The sequence below is a fragment of the Sphingobacterium thalpophilum genome (assembly GCF_038396785.1).
Lineage (GTDB): Bacteria > Bacteroidota > Bacteroidia > Sphingobacteriales > Sphingobacteriaceae > Sphingobacterium > Sphingobacterium thalpophilum_A.
The window spans coordinates 4492977-4511776 of record NZ_CP151087.1; the positions used below are offsets into that span (position 1 = coordinate 4492977).

Genomic DNA, 18800 nt, shown 5'->3' on the forward strand with positions numbered 1-18800 from the left:
TTCTCCTTAAAATTTAACTGGTTTTGGATTTTGTGCTTCATGCTTGTGCTCAGTACCAGCATAAACGTAAAGGTTTTTAAACAATTGACGACCTAAACGGTTTTTAGGAAGCATACCACGAACAGCTTTTTCAATAATGCGTTCAGGAAATTTAGCCATTAACTCTTTAGGAGAAACGAAACGTTGACCACCTGGGTATCCAGTGTAGCGTACGTAAACTTTGTCGCCTAATTTGTTTCCTGTCAATTTAATTTTGTCTGCATTGATAACAATCACGTTATCTCCACAGTCTACGTGTGGGGTGAATGTAGGCTTATGCTTACCACGAATTACTTTCGCGATGTTGCTCGCCAAACGCCCCAAAATCTCTCCTTCAGCGTCAACAACGATCCACTCTTTGTTAACGGTGTTCTTGTTGGCAGAGACAGTTTTGTAACTTAACGTATTCACTTGCTTTTGTTTAAATAATTTATTAAAAAATTTTTCTTCCCCTTATCTCAAGGGTCTGCAAAGGTACATCTATTATTCTATATTTTAAAATCTATTTTGCTTATTTTGTTGAAAACGAGTTGAATTTCAAGCGAGCCCCACTAATCTCAATATTTTTACAACTTCCTCGAATGAATATTGTTACATTAGTTAGTATATTGCAGGAAGAATTTTTAAATTATTATAGCGGAAGTAGATGAGATTGAATTTTTTAGATAAACGATTTTTTTTAAGTTTTATTGGTTTACTCCTAGTAGCACTGGGCTCATTAAAGGCGCAATCTTCGGATAATAAGCCTAAACCTTACGATGCACGACTCAAAAACGTACAGGAAATATTGAAGCAAGGAAAAATTGGCCCCGGGATGGATTCTTTGGATGCTATAATCGCAGATTACCCACAAGCCGATGACATCTATTTTACAAAGGCAATTCTTCTTGCGCAGATGAGAAATCAAGATGGAGCGATCGAAGCTATAAAAGAAGCGCTGAATATTCAGTCGAAGCCGGAATATCTAAGTTTTGCTGTAGATGCATTTAAAAGTAAAAACGACGCGGATAGTGCTTTAATCTATCTCGATAAGTTGATAGATCGAGATGACAATAATACTGCCTCACTAAAACGGGAGCGTATCATGCTCCTTTTCAATGGTGGGTACAAGGATGTGGCTTTGGAGTATTTCTATAAAACCAAAGAGATCGCTGTCGCTTCTGATACATTGGACATGGTTGGCAGTGTGTTGTTAAATGATGCCGGTAATTATAAAGCTGTCATTGATCTTTTGAAGCCCTGGGCAGACAAAGGGACTTCGCTGGCTCAAGTGTATGGACAATTAGCGCAAGCCTATAATCTTTCCAAAAACTCGAAGCTTGCATTGGACTACATTAATAAAGGAATTCAGACGACAAAAGAGGATTTTCTTTATTTCGATTTGGCTGATCTCTATCGATTTGATAAAAAGCTGAAATTATCTTTTGATGCACTTAAGCAAGGATTTCAATCTAAGAAAGTTGATTTTGCAGATAAGAATCGGATTATAATGACCTTGTTGAATCCGAAAGGTCCCTATACAAAAGACCAACTTTTGGAATTGGTGAATATCTTGGTTGAAGTTCATCCACGTATTGCCGAAAGCCATATGGCAAAGGGACAAGTGTTATGGTTGAGAGACGATAAGTCCGCTGCTCAAAGTTCACTAGCGGTAGCCGTGAGTATGAACCCCTACCAGATCGATGCTTGGCGGATGCTGATGAGTTTGGATATGGACAAAGGTGAATTTGATCAAGCCATTGCACATGGTGGGGAAGCGTTACACTATGTGGCCAATAATGCGACCATACTCTATTTTACGAGTATGGCCTATTTGATGAAAAAAGACATGGAAAATAGCCGAAAGTTTATGGAGGCTGCACTTAATAATGCACAGGATGAATCGCCTTTTCTACAAGCAAATATTTATGGGGGATTAGGTGATATTTATAATTCACTTCAGATGTATAAAGCCTCTGACGCGGCTTACATCGAAGCTATTCGATTGGATAGTACAAATGTGACGGCGATGAACAATTTAGCATACTATTTGTCGTTAAGAAAAGAACGACTTGATGAAGCTACAAAGTATGCCGAAATGGCGACGAAATTGCAGCCCAATAATGGAACTTTTGAAGATACCTATGCTTGGGTACTTTTTGCAAATGGAAAATATGATGACGCACTAGTATGGATTCAAAAAGCGTTAAAAAATACAAATCCGCAAACGGCGGTATTACTGGAACACTATGGCGACATTTTGATTAAGTTAGGGAAAACAACGGATGCCGTTAAGCAGTGGAACCTCGCTTTAGAAAAGGGAGCTGATACGGAGGAGGGTAAGCTGAAATTGAAAAAGAAGATTGAGACTAAAAGCTATGTGGAATAAAATTGTTTGGGTTAGTGCTGTTGTGTTGCTGCTTTCTTCTTGTAGTTCTAAGAAGAAACTACTAAAAGGTGCTGACCTTAAAGCTGAAAACGAGTTGACCATAAAAGATAATACAAGGGAGGCGAAAAAGAATAGCTTACGTGATCTTTTTTTGACCAATTTGAATTATTCTACTTTTTCTGGAAAAGCGAAGATGCGTCTCGATCTTGGGAAGGACAATTATGATGTCACTTCTACTATTCGAATAGAGAAAGATAAAAGGATCTGGATTTCCATTTCTGCTACACTGGGTATAGAGGTTGCCCGGGTATTGATCACTCCAGACAGTGTACAAATCTTAAATAAGTTTCAGAGCGAATATATGGTTAAGCCATTTGACTACCTATATCGTTTTGCCAGTCCGGATTTAACTTTCGGAAATCTACAGGATTTGTTGCTAGCCAATCTTTCGGTGAATCTATTGTCCGATATTGATCAGGTTAATTTTAAACAGGACTCGATGTCTGTCCAGTTGGATGGCAAACTGAATGAACTAGATTTTTTATATAAGTTAAATAATAACAATAGGCCTTATCAGTTTAGATTAGCGCAACTTTCAAAAAAACAATTGCTGGAGGCCAATTACGGTGAATATGCCATGGCCTCTGGACAAGAATTTCCGATGCTTTTAAAAATGATCATTTCTGATGGTCGTCAAGAGATAAAAACAGAGATAAATTTTAACAAAGTGACTTTTAATGAACCAGTCGAAATGCCTTTTTCAGTATCGTCACGTTACAAAGTAATCCGATGAGAAGCTGTCTATTTCCTTTAGATTTATTACTTTCGCAATTAGTTTGCTAAAGTATGGGGTGAATTAATAGGATAGAAAGATGGCAAACACAAAAAAATAGTACTGTAAATGAACTTTAAAAAGACAATACTTGGTATAGCAGCTTTCCTATTCATGATTGGGATTTCATCGGCGCAGACTAGGGCTGAACTTGAAAAACAGCGTGAGAAACTCAATCGTGAAATTGCTGAATTACAGAATACGGTCAAAGAGATTGCAAAGGAAAAATCACTTACTCAACAACAAGTGACAGCATTGAGTAAGCAGATTAATTTGCGCGAGCAGAAGATAAATACCATTACTTCGGAAGTAGCTGTAATTAACAAACATATCAATGCCAATACCGCTGCCGTAAATAAGTTAAAGGCCGAATTGGAGAAGATGAAACGTGACTATGAGAAGATGGTGATGTTTGCGTTCAGAAACCGGAATGCCTATAATAAATTGATGTTTATTTTTGCATCCAAGGATTTTAATCAGGGGTTCCGACGGGTTAAGTACTTACAACAGTTTAACGATTCTAGAAAGCTGAAAGCTGCCGATATCGAAAATACAAAGAAACAGATTGAACAAAAAATTGCTCAATTGCAGGCGGACCGAAACAAACAGGTTGCCTTGATGAAAGAGCAGGAAAATGAGAAAAAAACCATATCTCAACAGCGATCTGTTTATTCTGGACAATTGAGTGAATTGATTGTTACAGAGCGCGGCGTGAAGAAAGATATTACCCAAAAGCAAAAAGAGGAGCGTCGTATTAATGCGGCCATCAAGGAGATCATTAGAAGAGAAATTGAGGCTGAACGTCGACGAGCTGAGGCGGCGCGTCGTGCTGCGGAAGCTGCTGCTGAACGGAATCGCAAAGCGAATGAGTCCACATCAACTACAAAGGGTAAGAACAATACAAAAACGAGTACTTCGAAGATGTCAGAATCTGAGGTGCTCCGTAGTACACCAGAAGCAGTTAAACTTTCAAATGACTTCAGATCTAACCGCGGTAGTTTACCTTGGCCTGTTTCCAATGCGAAGATCATGCAAGATTTTGGAGGGGAAAGTGTCGGAAGAAATGTCAATGTGGAACATATATCCGTGAAAATACAAACTTCTAGTGGTGCGGCTGTGAAAGCTGTTTTCGCAGGAGAGGTAAGTAGTGTTTTAACAATGTATGGTCAACGTATCATAATGATTAAACATGGTGAGTACTATACTGTCTACAATAATATGGGAAGTGTAAGTGTTTCTAAAGGGCAAAAAGTAAGCACGGGTCAAACTATAGGAACGGCGGATGTGGACTCCGATACAGGTGTGCCAATGGTTGACTTCTCTGTTTATCAAGGGTCAACACCACTGAATCCGATGTCATGGTTGGCGAGATAAGAAATAATTACTATATTTAATAATTATCATTACATTTGTAAATAGAGAGAGAAGTTTTAGTTTAAAAGAATTGAAAAACAAGAAATTATAGTTATGTCAACATCATTATTAATCATGGGAATCGGGGGGCAAGAGTTAATTGTCATTGTAGTAATATTGTTACTATTATTTGGTGGCAAGAAGATTCCTGAATTGATGCGCGGATTGGGTAAAGGAGTAAAGGAATTTAAAGAAGGCCAAAAAGATGAGTCTTCACCTGAAAAAAAATCTGAAGTAGAAGATAACAAATAAGGGAGGTTTTGATCCCATATAGCATGGATACGATTTTGTGAAGAACAAAATCGTATTTTGTTTTATACGCGACCTATAGCGAAATAGGACGAAAACCATTTTATACTAAAATCCATTTCTAATCGTTTAGATTATTGTTGATTTTTCAGCAGATGAATCAAACTCGGATTTAACAGTAAATTTATGATCGGAAAACAGACGTTAATTTCAATACTAGGAGGGGTATGCTATGTACTACCACTCATGGCCCAAGAAAGCGCTGTAGAAGGTATGAAAGAAGCTGCCCATACCTTCTTTCAAAAAAGCATCGAAAAAGAAAAACAAGAGATTTACCAGTACCTGGACAGTATAAAATCTTCCGGAAGTAACCGACAGCATGATGCTGAAATTACAGATGAAGATATACAGCTTGTACGGAAATTAAAGGCAATAGAACGTGAGGTTCCATTGGACTACTCACCACGAGTGAAAGATCTGATTGCCAAATACACGTCGGATAATTATAATCCCTATATGTGTAGGATGATGGGACTAGGACAATACTATTTCCCATTGTTTGATAAAATCATGGATGAAGTAGGAGTGCCGCGGGAACTCAAATATCTAAGTGTAGTCGAATCATCATTAAATCCACGTGATATCTCTAGTGCCGGAGCAACAGGATTATGGCAATTGATGTATTATGAAGCCAAAACTTATCATCTTACGGTGGACAGTTATACCGACCAACGTATGGATCCGATCGCTTCGAGCTATGCTATTGCAAAAATCCTAAAAGAAGCTTATGATGAATATGGCGATTGGTTGTTAGCGATAGCATCCTATAATGGCGGTAAAGGAGCGGTTAGCCGTGCGATCCAACGTTCGGGAAAGGAGAATGCTACTTTTTGGGATATCGCTCCATATCTAACGCAACAGACCCAAAACTATATCCCTAAGTTCATCGCAATGACCTATGCGATGAAATACGCAGACGAAAATGATATCAATGCTGCGGATACCGAACTTTCACTGAGAACTCAAGCATTGGATATCAATAAGCGTATTTCATTGAACCAAATAGCGGATGCTTTACAGGTGTCAAAAGAGACATTACGTGCATTGAATCCTAGTTTTAAAAGAAACGTGTTAAATGGCACTGAAGAGTCCCCATTGCGATTAGTTTTACCTGTATTGGATAAAAAGATTGCCGCAGAGGAATTGTATGCAGCGCTCAATACGCCAATATCTTCGGCAAATCCTAGTCAGACAGAAAATCCAAGCGAGCCTTTACAGAATGGGAAATATAAAGTGAAAGTTGGTGAGACATTCGCTTCCATTGCTGACAAGTTTGAAGTAACCGTACAGGATATAAAATCTTGGAATAACCTGCGTGGAAATCAGATTGTCCCTGGACAAAACTTACTGATAAAAAAGGAGGATGATTTCGTCAATGCGAAATTAGCTCGTAACACAGAAAGGTCTTCAAAGAAAAACCAACAACGTGCCGCTAGCGCCACGCGTACAGCTTACTATGTCGTTAAGAAAGGTGATACATTATCTGAGATCGCAGATAAAAATAGCACATCAGTCGGTCGACTTAAAAGTGAAAATGATTTAAATGGAAGCCGGATAAAACCGGGGATGAAATTGAAAGTCTCAAAAAAATAACAGCATGGTTTAAATTAACCATGCTGCATCTTCTTCTTTGTCAAATTCTTCAAGAGTAACGGTGACATGTTCTCTTAATATCGTTGAAAGCTTCGTACCATAGTAGTCACTAAATATAGGGAACTTATGGTGGCTTCTATCAATTAATACAGCCGTTCTCATTTTCTTCAATGGAACGTTTAAGAATACACCTAGTCCATAGGCTAAGGCTCTACCACTATTCAGTACATCATCGACTAAGATGATGGTCTTATCTTTTGCAATATCAACAGGTATGTCTGTGCTTGCACTCAACGATCTACTCGTTTTCTTCATAGTAACTTTAATCAGCAGGATTTCCTTCGTTGAAATCTCCTGTAAAATCGCCTGAAGGCGTTGTGCAAATACATAACCCCGGTCAGCAATTCCTACCAATACAAGTGTTTCATCTTCAAAATTGTCTTCCAAAATTTGATAGGCAATCCGAATAGATTTTTGTTTTATTTGTTCTTTATTTAAGATGAGCGTTTTCTTTGAAGACATAATAGTATTCCAATGATTATGGGGTAAAAATAGGATATTATATTGTATAAAAAAAGTCCAAAACGAGTTAAACGCTTTGGACTTTTCGAGACTGAATCAATCTTATTAATTCAATTTATTATCTTTTTCCGCTTTTAATATTTCAGCTGTAAGCGATCTATTATCTTCTGGTAAACGACCACCATTGTAATAATAACGTCGCCAGTATGGCTCATCTAAATTGCTAATCATAACTCCTTTACTGGACGAGGCATGTGCAAACTTATTATCGCCGATATAAACACCTACATGGGTAATACTTTTACTTCTAATTTTGAAGAATACCAAATCACCTGCTTTTAGCTCATTTTTTTCGACAGTTTTGACTTGAGAATATTGATTTCTGCTATTATATCCTAACGAAGTGTTAAATACTTTGTCGTATAATTCATAAGAAAATTTAGAACAATCAATGCCTCTTTTTGAATCTCCTCCTAAGCGGTATGGAGTTCCCAACCATTCGTAAACAAATTGATAAAGTTTGGTATTTGTTGTTGCTGAGACTGCAACTCCCATGATTTGTGAAAAGTATTCTTTCGCTAGATTATCAGGATCTGATTCTGGTTTGGAGTTTCTGTTGGTTTGTGCCTGCGACACTAGACATAAGCCGATAAATAGCATTGACGCTATAAATTTCTTTGTTTTCATTAAATCGCTTTTTTGTACAACATTTAACTTTTAAAAATTTAACACTGTCATCTATTTTGGACAGGACTGTTGCGAATATAATACAATATCAGTTTAGGGTCAAATTTATTTTAAGGTATTTAACGAAATTTTAACAATTTTAACATCTTCATAACGCCCATTTGGGCATATTGTACTTTAATAATTCTGTCAACGATCAACGACAGTGCCTCGACCACCTGTTCGAGTAAAAAACGGTCCCCTAATGTCAGAATGCCACTTGATTATATGTCTCATTGTGAATCTTAAAAAAAAATATTAATTTTCTTTGGTAAAGTGATAATATTTGTTCTATATTTACAAAACATAAGCAAAAGCAATGAACACAAATACAATTATTACATCGATTATTATTACCACCGGGATAAAACTCAGGAGGAAGTAGTTTCGTTGTATATAATTGTAGACACAATATTTAGAAGCGCTTTCCTCGACAAAGGAAAGCGCTTCTTTTTTTAGCATAAAAATCATCAATCTAAACAAACAGTATAAAACAGTATGAAAGTTTTAAAATTTGGAGGCACATCGGTCGGGACGGTAGAAAGTCTAAAGGCGGTCTTAAACATTGTAAAAAAATCTTACGATGCAAAGGAAAAACCATTGGTTGTGTTGTCAGCTATGTCAGGTGTAACAAACTTACTTACCCAACTGGCGGAGGACGCTGCCGAAGGAAAGTCCTTTTCGGATGGTCTAAAGTCCTTGGAAGATAAGCATTTTACGGTTGTCAAAGAGCTCTTGGCTGTGAAATATCAAAATCCTGTATTTACAAAGCTAAAGTTGTTTTTTAATGAGATAGAAGATCTCCTGCAAGGAATTTCTGCACTAAAGGAGCTGAGTAATCAAAGTAAAGATTTGATCCTTAGCTACGGTGAGCGTTGCTCAAATTATATGGTATCTAAGGTGATGGAACAATATATTCCCGAGTCTCTATTTGTAGATGCATCCCATTATGTGAAAACTGATTCAAATTTTGGTAATGCACATTTAAATGAAATGCTAACGGAGCAATTGGTGAAATCATTGTATATCACGCATGGTGATAAACTACTGTTTGTCACCGGTTTTATCGGAAGTAATGAAAATGGACGTATTACCACCTTGGGAAGAGGTGGATCAGATTATACCGCAGCGATCTTCGGGTCGATACTGGACGCAACAGCCATTGAAATTTGGACAGATGTGAATGGGATGTTAACTGCCGATCCACGTATTGTGAAGAAAGCGTTTTCCTTGCCTGTATTATCATACACAGAGGCAATGGAGTTATCTTACTTCGGTGCTAAGGTGATTTATCCTCCAACGATGATTCCGGCTTTCTTAAAGAAAATACCGATAGTTATTCGAAATACTTTTGAGCCTGATTTTTCAGGGACAGTGATTCAGTTTGATAGTGGAAAAACTGCGCTGCCAATCAAGGGGATTTCTTCGATCTCGGATATTTCTGTCATCAACCTGAGTGGATCAGGGATGATCGGTAAATCGGGTTTTAGCGGACGGCTTTTTACGCTATTGGCTCGAGAGCAGATCAATGTTGTGCTAATCACGCAATCATCTTCCGAACACAGCATCACATTTGCTGTCAATCCATCGGATGCCAAACGCGCTATACAATTGATCGAAGTGGAGTTTGAGCTTGAAATCCAGGCAAATAAACTGGTCGTTCCTGCGATCGAAGAAAACCTGTCGGTCTTAGCTATCGTTGGTGAAAATATGAAAAAAACTCCCGGCATGGCCGGTCGGTTATTTGCAGCATTAGGACGCAACGGTATCAACGTCCGTGCTATTGCACAGGGATCATCCGAATACAATATATCTGTAATTATTGGTAAAGAAGATTTAGCGAAGGCACTTAATGCCGTACATGATGCGTTTTTTGCAGAGCTAAAGAAAACGCTGCATGTATTTAATATCGGTACCGGTAACATTGGTGCAACTTTATTTAAACAATTGGAAAATCAACATGACTTCCTATTGGATAAAAATGATATCGAAATTAAAGTTGTTGGAATTTCCAATAGCCGTAAAATGCTTTTCAATACCGAAGGTGTTGATTTAAATAATTGGTCGGATGAACTTGCTAAAAATGGAACTGAATCAGACCTGGCATTGTTTATAGATCGAATGAAAGCGCTGAATTTGCCGAACTGTGTATTTATCGATAATACTGCAAGCAAATTACCTGCAACCTACTACGAAGATATCTTTAAATCCAATATTTCAATCGTCACCTGCAATAAAATTGCGAATTCAGGTAAATTCGAGCAATATAAAACATTACGCGATACTGCTCATCGACACGGTGTAGATTTCTTTTATGAAACAAATGTAGGTGCAGGATTGCCTATCGTCAGGGTGCTCAAAGACTTGATGCTGAGCGGTGACCGTATTCTGAAGATAGAGGCTATTCTTTCAGGGACAATCTCGTATATTTTCAACAATTTTAAAGCAGATGCTTCTTTTTATGATATCGTCAAACAGGCTCAGGAGCTGGGATACACCGAGCCAGATCCAAGGGATGATTTAGGTGGTGTAGATTTTATGCGTAAAATGCTCATCCTGGCGAGAGATGCGGGGTATGCTGTTGAGGCCGAAGATGTAGACCTCGGTGCAATATTACCTCCAGCATGTTTGAAAGCAGATACAGTAGATTCTTTTTATACAGAATTGCAACAGGAAAATGAATATTTCGAAGCAATGAAGAAGAAAGCAGCCAATGAAAATAAAGTAATCCGCTACATCGGGAAATTGGAAAATGGAAAGGTATCCATTGCGATTCAGTTTGTTGATGAAAACCATCCTTTTTATGCTTTATCAGGCAGCGATAACATTATATCGTTTACAACAGAGCGTTATAAAGAACGTCCCCTTGTCGTAAAAGGTCCTGGTGCGGGAGCTGAGGTGACAGCTGCCGGTGTATTTGCAGATTTGGTAAATGTTGGAGCATAAAAACTATTCAAGGAAAATAAAAATTACGTGATGGCCAATAATTTAAATGTGGAGTATCTGAAAGATAAGGTGATAAATTTAGACAGCATGCTGTCGGAAGTTCGTGTTTTTGCACCTGCAACTGTCGCAAATATGATCTGCGGTTTTGATATATTGGGTTTTGCTGTTGAGCAACCCGGTGATGAGGTGGTGATGCGACGTACGCAACAACCTGGAGTAACGATTCGGGAAATAACTGGAGACGATGGAAGACTGCCGCTCGATCCCGGTAAGAACACCGTATCTGCCTGTGTGCAATATCTATTACAAGCCCTGAATATCTCATCAAAGGTAGGTGTCGAAATCGAATTGCATAAACATATGCCAATTGGATCTGGACTAGGTTCCAGCGCAGCAAGCACCGTAGCTGGGCTTTTTGCCATCAATACCATGCTCGGAAACCCTTTGACAAAAGAAGAATTATTACCATTTTGTGTTGAAGGTGAGCGTTTGGCTTGCGGTACAGGCCACGCCGATAATGTTGCTCCAGCGCTTTATGGAGGCATCACATTAATCCGGGGAAATGAACCTTTGGATGTTATTTCTATCCCTTCCCCAAAAGAACTCGTAGCAGCAGTGGTTTTTCCACAGGTCGATGTTCCCACACGTGACGCAAGACAACTCATAAAGGATAAAGTGCTGTTGAAAGACGCCGTGACACAATGGGGAAATATCGCGGGATTGGTCGCTGCATTGTTCAAAGAAGATTACGATCTCATTGCACGAAGCATGAAAGATATCCTCATTGAACCAACACGTGCAATTTTAATTCCCCAGTTTTATGAAATGAAGGAGATTGCTTTGAAAAATGGTGCCTTGAGTTTTGGTATTTCTGGCTCAGGCCCCTCTGTCGTTGCAATAACACGGGACGAAAAAATAGCAAAGGATATCGCCGACAAAATTCAAACTCATCTCAAAGAAAATGAAATTGACAGTTTTGGCTATGTTTCCCGTGTCAATGTCGAAGGACCCAGGGTTTTAGATTAAAAATTATTTACGGACAGAAACGAGGTTTATAAATCTCAGGTCAATTGATAATTGGCTCAGAAAAGATAATAAAATGAAATATCCGCATTCTAAAGTGAATACGAATCAAAATAACAGGATATTTTATATGGCCTTGACAAAATTATTTACATATGAAATTTTATAGTACAAATAATAAAACATTAGAAGTCTCCTTTAAAGATGCGGTCTTCAATTCTCTCCCTGCAGACAAAGGATTGTATATGCCTGAAGAGATTCCACAATTGGACCCGCTATTCATTAAGAATATTCAACAGTATTCCTTGCAGGAGATTGCTTTCGAAGTAGCTTCTACACTATTGGGAAAAGATATTCCCAAAGGCGATTTAAAACAGATTGTGAACGATGCCATCAATTTTGATGCTCCTGTAAGATTCTTGACCGACAGCACGGCTGTGCTCGAACTATTTCATGGGCCGTCTTATGCTTTTAAAGATTTCGGAGCTCGGTTTATGAGCAGGGTTATGGGCTATTTTTCAAAGACTGACGATAAATTACTGGACGTGCTTGTTGCGACGTCAGGCGATACAGGAGGAGCTGTTGCATTGGGCTTTTTGGGCGTAGAAGGAACACGTGTGACGATCTTATATCCTAAAGGTAAAGTCTCGGAAGTTCAGGAACTACAATTGACCACCAATGGACAAAATATTCGTGCTATTGAAGTTGAAGGAACTTTTGACGATTGTCAGGCATTAGTAAAGCAAGCTTTTAGTGATGCAGAACTCAATGCTGTATTGCGTTTGACCTCCGCTAATTCAATCAATATAGCACGGCTGATCCCACAGACATTTTATTATTTTTATGCGTATGCACAATTGAAGTCACAAGGAATCAATGAGGCCGTGTTTACAGTGCCGAGTGGTAATTTTGGTAATATCGGGGCTGGTTTATTGGCCTATAAAATGGGACTTCCAGTGAAGCATTTTGTAGCTGCAACAAACGTCAATGATACCGTTCCTCGATTCCTTTCTTCCGGCAAATATGAACCACTGCCTTCTGTTCAAACCTTAAGCAACGCCATGGATGTTGGGAATCCCAGCAACTGGGTGCGTATACAGGATCTTTTTGGCGGAAATGTGGAGGAATTAAAAAATATGCTCTCTTCTTATACATTTACGGATGAAGAAACAAAAGAAGGAATGCAAAAATTATATGAAGAATCGAACTATATCGCCTGTCCGCATACAGCAATCGCCTGGCTTGGCGCTCGTGCTTATGCAAAGGAGCATCCAGGTCATTACGCTTCGGTTTTCTTATCGACAGCACATCCCTGCAAATTCCCCGACGCAATAGCAGCAGATGTATTTGGAAAAATAGTGTTGCCTGCCGGTGCAGAAACATTGCAAGGAAAAGAAAAATTAGCGGAACCTTTAAAAGTTGATTTCGAAGCCTTCAAAAAATATTTAATCAACCATAACTAAACACCGAGGGCTCCTTTAGGAGCCCTTTTTTATACCAAGATAGGCATCGATATAGTTCTTTAATTCAAGTTTTTTATCCTTATCTAAGATTAAGTCATAGATGGGGATAGGTTGCTCTCGCCCAAATCTTATGAAATCTCCATTTTCTTCCGTCAATGAACTTAACCATGCACTGACATCAATGGTATTTTTTATCGGGTGCATATCAAATAATCGGAGATTGGCACCTGAAACAAACGCTACAATTTTCCAATCTTTTATGACTTTGTCATCAAGCACAGTTTTTTTATCCAGGTATTTTATAAGATTTACGGACGCCCCTTTGGTGCAGCTCAAAATGAGATGTGTGCCATACTTTTTTACAATAAGTTCTGAACTGTTGTTCTGAACAAAATTAATGAAGTCTTGATTTTGAAATTTCGGATCTTTTACTGCAAAGAAAAGCATGCTGTATTGAAATCCTTCAGAATAATAGTTGGTTAGTTGCATTTTCTGGTCCGAGGGAATGCGTGCCAATGCATCTGTTTCCGTTGTAACGAGTTGCTCCCCGTAATGATCAAATTGTATTCTCAGACTTCTCAATAGTCCCTCCTTATTAATATCTTCGCTAAATGCACCACCACTTGAAAAGCCCGTTGTTCTAGAAATATAGGAAGATTCCTTTAATTTTTCGGTATCAATGATTTTTGCACGTAGCCCCTTATTGACAAAAAGTAGGTTTTCTTTTGCATCATATCCATAGCCGACCATAAAATATGGCTCAGCTTTAATTGCTTGGCTGACTTTCATTTCTGTTTTTTCAAATCTAGACAACTCGACAAGCTCAAGATCTTCCTCATTTTTAATTGTGAGTTCAGAATCTGATTTTTTACACGAAAAAAGCGAACAAATAAATGTTGTGGTTAATAATAAGTGTTTTAAATTCATTTTGTAAATATGCAAGAATAATTTTTTCATTTATTTTTTGACAAATAAAGAAGCAGGGTTTTACAATTAATACGTTAATTTTGCAACAATGAAATCAGTTTATTTGAATAAGGGTAAGGATAAAGCTGCCTGGCAATTGCATCCTTGGGTATTTTCTGGAGCAATTAAATCATTGTCCGATAAGATTGAAGATGGCGAAGTTGTTGGCGTTTACAATGCTGAACGTGAATTTATTGCCTATGGTCTATTTCACAATAGCTCGCGTGTAGCCATTCGTTTATTGGAATGGAACCCTCAAGCACAGATTGATGCAGATTGGTGGCGTGCCCGCGTTCAGAAGGCTGTAGCAGCAAGACAGCATCTGTTGCAAGAAGGTGTCACCAATACGGTTCGTTTAATCTTTGCTGAAGCAGATTTTCTTCCTGGACTTATTGCAGACAAATACGCGGATTTTATATCCATTCAGGTTCATTCAGTTGGGGTGGAAAAAGTCAAATCAGTTATTATCGATGAATTGAATGCTTTGCTGCAACCCAAAGGAATTTATGAGCGTAGTGATCTGAAATCTCGCGAACATGAAGGTTTACCTGATATCAATGGGCTTTTGTTTGGAGAACTTCCATCTGAATTTGTCGACGTTATCGAAAATGGCATTCATTATAAGGTGAACATTATTGATGGACAAAAATCGGGATTTTATTGCGACCAACGTGAAAATCGCCAGCTGACGGCCAATTACGTTTCAAATAAACGCGTCCTAGATTGTTTTTGCTATTCCGGTGGTTTTACGTTAAATAGCTTGAAAAGTGGGGCGGCAGAAGTCATATCTGTAGATAGTTCTGCACTTGCTATTGAAACCCTGGAAAAGAATATCATTGAAAATGGTTTTGAACCTAGTCGACATAGCGCAATATTGTCTGATGTAAACAAGCAATTGCGTAAATTCATTGATGAAGGGGAAAAATTTGATCTTATTGTCTTGGATCCACCGAAATATGCGCCCTCTCGATCTGCATTGGAAAGAGCGTCAAGGGCGTATAAAGACCTCAATCGCCGCGGATTGATGTTGTTAAATAGTGGTGGTTTATTAGCGACATTTTCTTGCTCAGGTGCGATGGACATGGATACGTTCAAACAAGTGCTCGCTTGGGCTGCACTGGATGCCGGTAAGGAAATTCAGTTTATCAGACAATTTCATCAACCTGAAGATCATCCTGTCCGGGCATCGTTCCCAGAAGGCGAGTATCTGAAAGGATTGTTGGTGCGCGTATTGTAATTATTATATGAAGATAGTTTAGGTTGATTTTAACAAATCAACCTTTTTAATTTTTGAACAACGTCATGATACAAGAGAAGACGAGTAGACCTATTTTTTCTATTTTGTTTGCCGTAAGCATGGTGCATCTTTTGAACGATATGATTCAGGGAGTGATACCGGCAACCTATCCCTTGCTCAAAGAAGAGCATCATCTAAGCTTTTCTCAGGTTGGGATGATTACAATGGTTTATCAGATAGCAGCTTCAATATTCCAACCCGTTGTAGGCTCATTTACGGACAAACATCCTGTACCATACTCTCAGATCATTGGGATGTCTTTTTCCCTTCTCGGTATGCTTTTGTTTTCGAAAGCACATAGTTATGAATGGATCTTATTTTCTGTTTTTCTGGTAGGGATTGGTTCTTCAATCTTTCACCCTGAATCTTCTCGTGTAGCTTATATGGCATCGGGAGGGAGAAGAAGTATGGCACAATCTATTTTTCAGATTGGAGGAAATGCAGGGACCGCAATGGCCCCAATCATTGTCGCTTTTTTGGTATTACCGAGAGGGCAGCAGGCGATCGCCTGGATGTGCTTATTTACGATTCTCGGCCAATTTATATCTTATTATATTGGTAGTTGGTATAAAAAGAGACTTCAAAGCTTTGCCAAATCAACGAAGAAAACAATACGCGTGCCTGATCTACCCCATAGCCGAATCGTCGTGACCGTTATTATACTCCTCTTACTGATTGTTTCAAAATACTTCTATATAGCAAGTATTACAAACTATTTCCAGTTTTATACCATCAAGAAATTTGGGATTAATGAAGTGGAAGCACAAGTCTATCTATTTTATTTTCTGATAGCTGTTGCGGTGGGAACATTACTGGGCGGAGTATTCGGGGACCGATTTGGTCGCAAATATGTCATTTGGTTCTCCGTCTTGGGCGTTGCACCATTTGCATTAGCATTACCCTATGTCGGACTTACGATGACGGGAATACTAATCGTGATTATTGGATTGATTTTATCATCAGCTTTTCCAGCAATTATTGTTTATGCACAAGAACTATTGCCTAAGAAGTTGGGCATGGTTTCAGGTTTATTTTACGGCTTTGCATTTGGAATGGGAGGGATTGGATCCGCTGTACTTGGCTGGCAGGCAGATCATACGTCCATCGAGTTTATTTATCACCTATGTTCCTACCTGCCATTGATGGGTATTGTGGCTTATTTTCTTCCCAATCTACAAAAAACACCTTACAAAGAAATCTAGATTTGGCATATAGGCGCATGTTAAACAAGAAAGAGCGGATTTCAATAAAATATCCGCTCTTTTTTGTTATTATTTGATGCAGTCCATCCAGGCTGAGGCCATCATCTGTGCGCCGGCAAGGGTAGGGTGTACACCATCTGCCGCCCAGTAGGCACCAGGAGCATTCTTTTGGGCATTGTCGAATATTTTTTGATAGGGAATTAGAATTGCGCCAAATTCTTTGGCGACCTCACGAGCGGATTCTTGGTAGGCCAAAAATTTTGGATACCACGCTTCAGTAATGTGACCTACGCCCTTTACTGCAAAAGGTTCTCCAATGATCAATTTGACATTTGGAAGCTTTTGTAAAGTCTCCTGCAATAGCTGTTGGTACTGGGATTTGTACTCTTCAACCGTAGTCTGTGCTCCTTGATCGATCGTGCGCCAGAAGTCGTTTACACCAATCAGAATACTTAATACGGTTGGTTTAATCGCTAGTGTATCTTCTGTCCAGCGCTTTTGAAGATCGGGTACACGGTTTCCACTAATACCTGTATTATATACCTTTAGTTTTTTTGCCGAATATTTATTTAAGAGCTGGCTGGCAGCCAATAGAGCATAACCATGTCCAAGTGCTGCGGTATCATTGGCATTTCTATTGTTTCTATCTCGGCCCACATCCGTAATGGAATCGCCCTGAAATAAAATGATGTCGTCGTTATTTAAACTGATTTTTGAGGAACTGGCGGTGGATTCGTGAGCGAATACATCGTTTCCCAGTATATTGGCACCAGTCAATAGACCGGAACCAATAATGCTTTTTTTGATAAATGATCTGCGGTTTGTGTTCATTATTAGGTTTTTGTTATGTTTAAAGTTACATACTTTAAGCATACTTTTCCAAACCTTTTATAATGATGTTACACGCTTTTTCAATTTCCAGATCTGTAATAGTCAATGGAGGAGCGACACGCAGTGCTGTTTCACAATGCAGATACCAATCGATCATAACCCCGTTTTCAGCACAATACTTACTCACGTTGTAAACCTGATCAAAGGAATCCAATTGCAGACACATCATAAGACCTAATCCTCGAATTTCTTTAATTGCAGGGTGTCGGAGTTTTTCTTTAAATAAAAGCGATTTTCGCTCGACCTGTTCTACCAATTTTTCTTCCTTGATAACAGCCAGTGAAGCCCGTGCTGCGGCACAACTTACGGGGTGGCCCCCAAAAGTCGTGATATGCCCAAGCATGGGATTATCCTTAATAACATCCATCACTTCTTTGGCTGCAACAAATGCGCCTAGGGGCATGCCACCACCGATTCCTTTGGCAAGCATCAGGATATCTGGGACGATAGCAAAATGCTCAAAAGCAAAGAGACGGCCTGTGCGGCCAAAACCAGTTTGGATTTCATCAAAGATCAGTAGGGTACCTGTTTCATTACAGCGTTTTCTGACGGCTTGCATGTAAGCGATATCCGGGACTCGGACACCCGCTTCCCCCTGAATAGCTTCGAGGATGACAGCAGCAGTTTGTTCCGTAATCTTTGTTAGATCGTCCAGATCATTAAACTCGATAAAATCTATTTCGGGAAGGAGGGGGGCATACGCTTTACGGTACGCATCGTTTCCGATAAGACTGAGCGCGCCTTGTGTACTGCCGTGGTACGCCTTTTTTGCAGCGATAATCTGCCTGCGACCGGTATATTTCTTTGCTATTTTCATTGATCCCTCTACGGCTTCCGTTCCACTGTTGGTGAGGTAAACCGATTGAAAATTAGGAGGAAGTTCTGCTAATAATTCTGTAGCAAATTGCACCTGTGGGGCCTGCACAAATTCACCATAAACGGTGACATGTAGGTACTGGTCCAATTGTGATTTTATAGCTTCCAAAACCTTCGGGTGACGATGGCCTATATTGCTGACATTGAAGCCAGAGACCAAATCCATGTATTCTTCTCCATTTGGGCCATAAAGGTAGACACCTTCAGCCTTAACTACTTCAACCAATCTAGGTGAGCTAGATGTTTGAGCGGTATTCATTAAAAATAATTCTCTGTTGCTTAACATGATCTTACAAATGTCCGAAAATAAAAAAGAAGTCTTCAAGACTTCTTT

16 protein-coding genes are annotated in these 18800 nt (G+C 39.0%); 10 read left to right on the forward strand and 6 right to left on the reverse strand.

Annotation, left to right across the window (positions count from 1 at the left end):
- Positions 1 to 6 precede the first annotated feature (6 nt).
- Positions 7 to 450, reverse strand: coding sequence for a 50S ribosomal protein L13 (rplM, locus tag AACH28_RS19780; RefSeq protein ID WP_046671993.1), 444 nt, complete (start codon positions 448 to 450; stop codon positions 7 to 9).
- Positions 451 to 685: 235 nt separating this feature from the next.
- Here rplM and AACH28_RS19785 point away from each other — a divergent pair, with 235 nt between their 5' ends.
- From AACH28_RS19785 to AACH28_RS19805, 5 genes are all read left to right on the forward strand, one after another.
- A complete protein-coding gene (locus tag AACH28_RS19785) occupies positions 686 to 2407 on the forward strand; it encodes a tetratricopeptide repeat protein (protein WP_341831293.1) in 1722 nt (573 codons plus the stop codon).
- On the forward strand, positions 2397 to 3200 hold the full coding sequence (locus AACH28_RS19790) for a DUF4292 domain-containing protein (protein WP_070563085.1): 804 nt from the start codon (positions 2397 to 2399) through the stop codon (positions 3198 to 3200). Before AACH28_RS19785 ends, AACH28_RS19790 begins: the two co-directional genes overlap by 11 nt.
- Before the next feature lie 108 nt (positions 3201 to 3308).
- Positions 3309 to 4613: a murein hydrolase activator EnvC gene (locus AACH28_RS19795; protein WP_286770024.1), complete on the forward strand. Its 1305-nt coding sequence runs from the start codon at positions 3309 to 3311 to the stop codon at positions 4611 to 4613.
- A 93-nt stretch (positions 4614 to 4706) separates the two neighbouring features.
- The gene (tatA, locus tag AACH28_RS19800) at positions 4707 to 4904 is read left to right on the forward strand and encodes a twin-arginine translocase TatA/TatE family subunit (protein ID WP_046671996.1); all 198 of its coding nucleotides are present in this window, start codon (positions 4707 to 4709) and stop codon (positions 4902 to 4904) included.
- Between the two features lie 183 nt (positions 4905 to 5087).
- The gene (locus AACH28_RS19805) at positions 5088 to 6554 is read left to right on the forward strand and encodes a LysM peptidoglycan-binding domain-containing protein (protein WP_313532266.1); all 1467 of its coding nucleotides are present in this window, start codon (positions 5088 to 5090) and stop codon (positions 6552 to 6554) included.
- Between the two features lie 9 nt (positions 6555 to 6563).
- On the opposite strand, the gene AACH28_RS19810 is transcribed toward AACH28_RS19805, so the two are convergent.
- Together AACH28_RS19810 and AACH28_RS19815 are read right to left on the reverse strand one after the other, a co-directional pair.
- A complete protein-coding gene (locus AACH28_RS19810; RefSeq protein WP_070563077.1) occupies positions 6564 to 7076 on the reverse strand; it encodes a phosphoribosyltransferase family protein in 513 nt (170 codons plus the stop codon).
- Between the two features lie 105 nt (positions 7077 to 7181).
- Complete coding sequence (locus tag AACH28_RS19815) at positions 7182 to 7763, reverse strand: C40 family peptidase (RefSeq protein WP_046671999.1); 582 nt, start codon at positions 7761 to 7763, stop codon at positions 7182 to 7184.
- Positions 7764 to 8300: 537 nt separating this feature from the next.
- On the opposite strand from AACH28_RS19815, the gene thrA reads away from it, so the two are divergent.
- From thrA to thrC, 3 genes are all read left to right on the forward strand, one after another.
- The gene (gene thrA, locus AACH28_RS19820; protein WP_341831294.1) at positions 8301 to 10748 is read left to right on the forward strand and encodes a bifunctional aspartate kinase/homoserine dehydrogenase I; all 2448 of its coding nucleotides are present in this window, start codon (positions 8301 to 8303) and stop codon (positions 10746 to 10748) included.
- A gap of 87 nt (positions 10749 to 10835) precedes the next feature.
- Entirely contained in the window at positions 10836 to 11774 is a 939-nt protein-coding gene (locus AACH28_RS19825; RefSeq protein WP_046672011.1) for a homoserine kinase, read from the forward strand.
- Between the two features lie 152 nt (positions 11775 to 11926).
- Entirely contained in the window at positions 11927 to 13234 is a 1308-nt protein-coding gene (thrC, locus tag AACH28_RS19830) for a threonine synthase (RefSeq protein WP_312194917.1), read from the forward strand.
- A 15-nt stretch (positions 13235 to 13249) separates the two neighbouring features.
- Here thrC and AACH28_RS19835 read toward each other — a convergent pair whose 3' ends face one another.
- Positions 13250 to 14191: a hypothetical protein gene (locus AACH28_RS19835; protein ID WP_341831295.1), complete on the reverse strand. Its 942-nt coding sequence runs from the start codon at positions 14189 to 14191 to the stop codon at positions 13250 to 13252.
- Positions 14192 to 14249: 58 nt separating this feature from the next.
- Here AACH28_RS19835 and AACH28_RS19840 point away from each other — a divergent pair, with 58 nt between their 5' ends.
- Positions 14250 to 15437, forward strand: a complete 1188-nt coding sequence (locus AACH28_RS19840) for a class I SAM-dependent rRNA methyltransferase (protein ID WP_312194920.1) — start codon at positions 14250 to 14252, stop codon at positions 15435 to 15437.
- 65 nt (positions 15438 to 15502) lie between these two features.
- Positions 15503 to 16699 carry an MFS transporter gene (locus tag AACH28_RS19845; RefSeq protein WP_312194922.1) on the forward strand — a complete coding sequence of 399 codons (1197 nt, stop codon included), beginning with the start codon at positions 15503 to 15505 and terminating at the stop codon, positions 16697 to 16699.
- Between the two features lie 69 nt (positions 16700 to 16768).
- Here AACH28_RS19845 and AACH28_RS19850 read toward each other — a convergent pair whose 3' ends face one another.
- Positions 16769 to 17530, reverse strand: a complete 762-nt coding sequence (locus AACH28_RS19850; protein WP_312194924.1) for an SGNH/GDSL hydrolase family protein — start codon at positions 17528 to 17530, stop codon at positions 16769 to 16771.
- A gap of 34 nt (positions 17531 to 17564) precedes the next feature.
- The gene (locus AACH28_RS19855; protein WP_112375506.1) at positions 17565 to 18752 is read right to left on the reverse strand and encodes an aspartate aminotransferase family protein; all 1188 of its coding nucleotides are present in this window, start codon (positions 18750 to 18752) and stop codon (positions 17565 to 17567) included.
- Between the last annotated feature and the right edge of the window lie 48 nt (positions 18753 to 18800).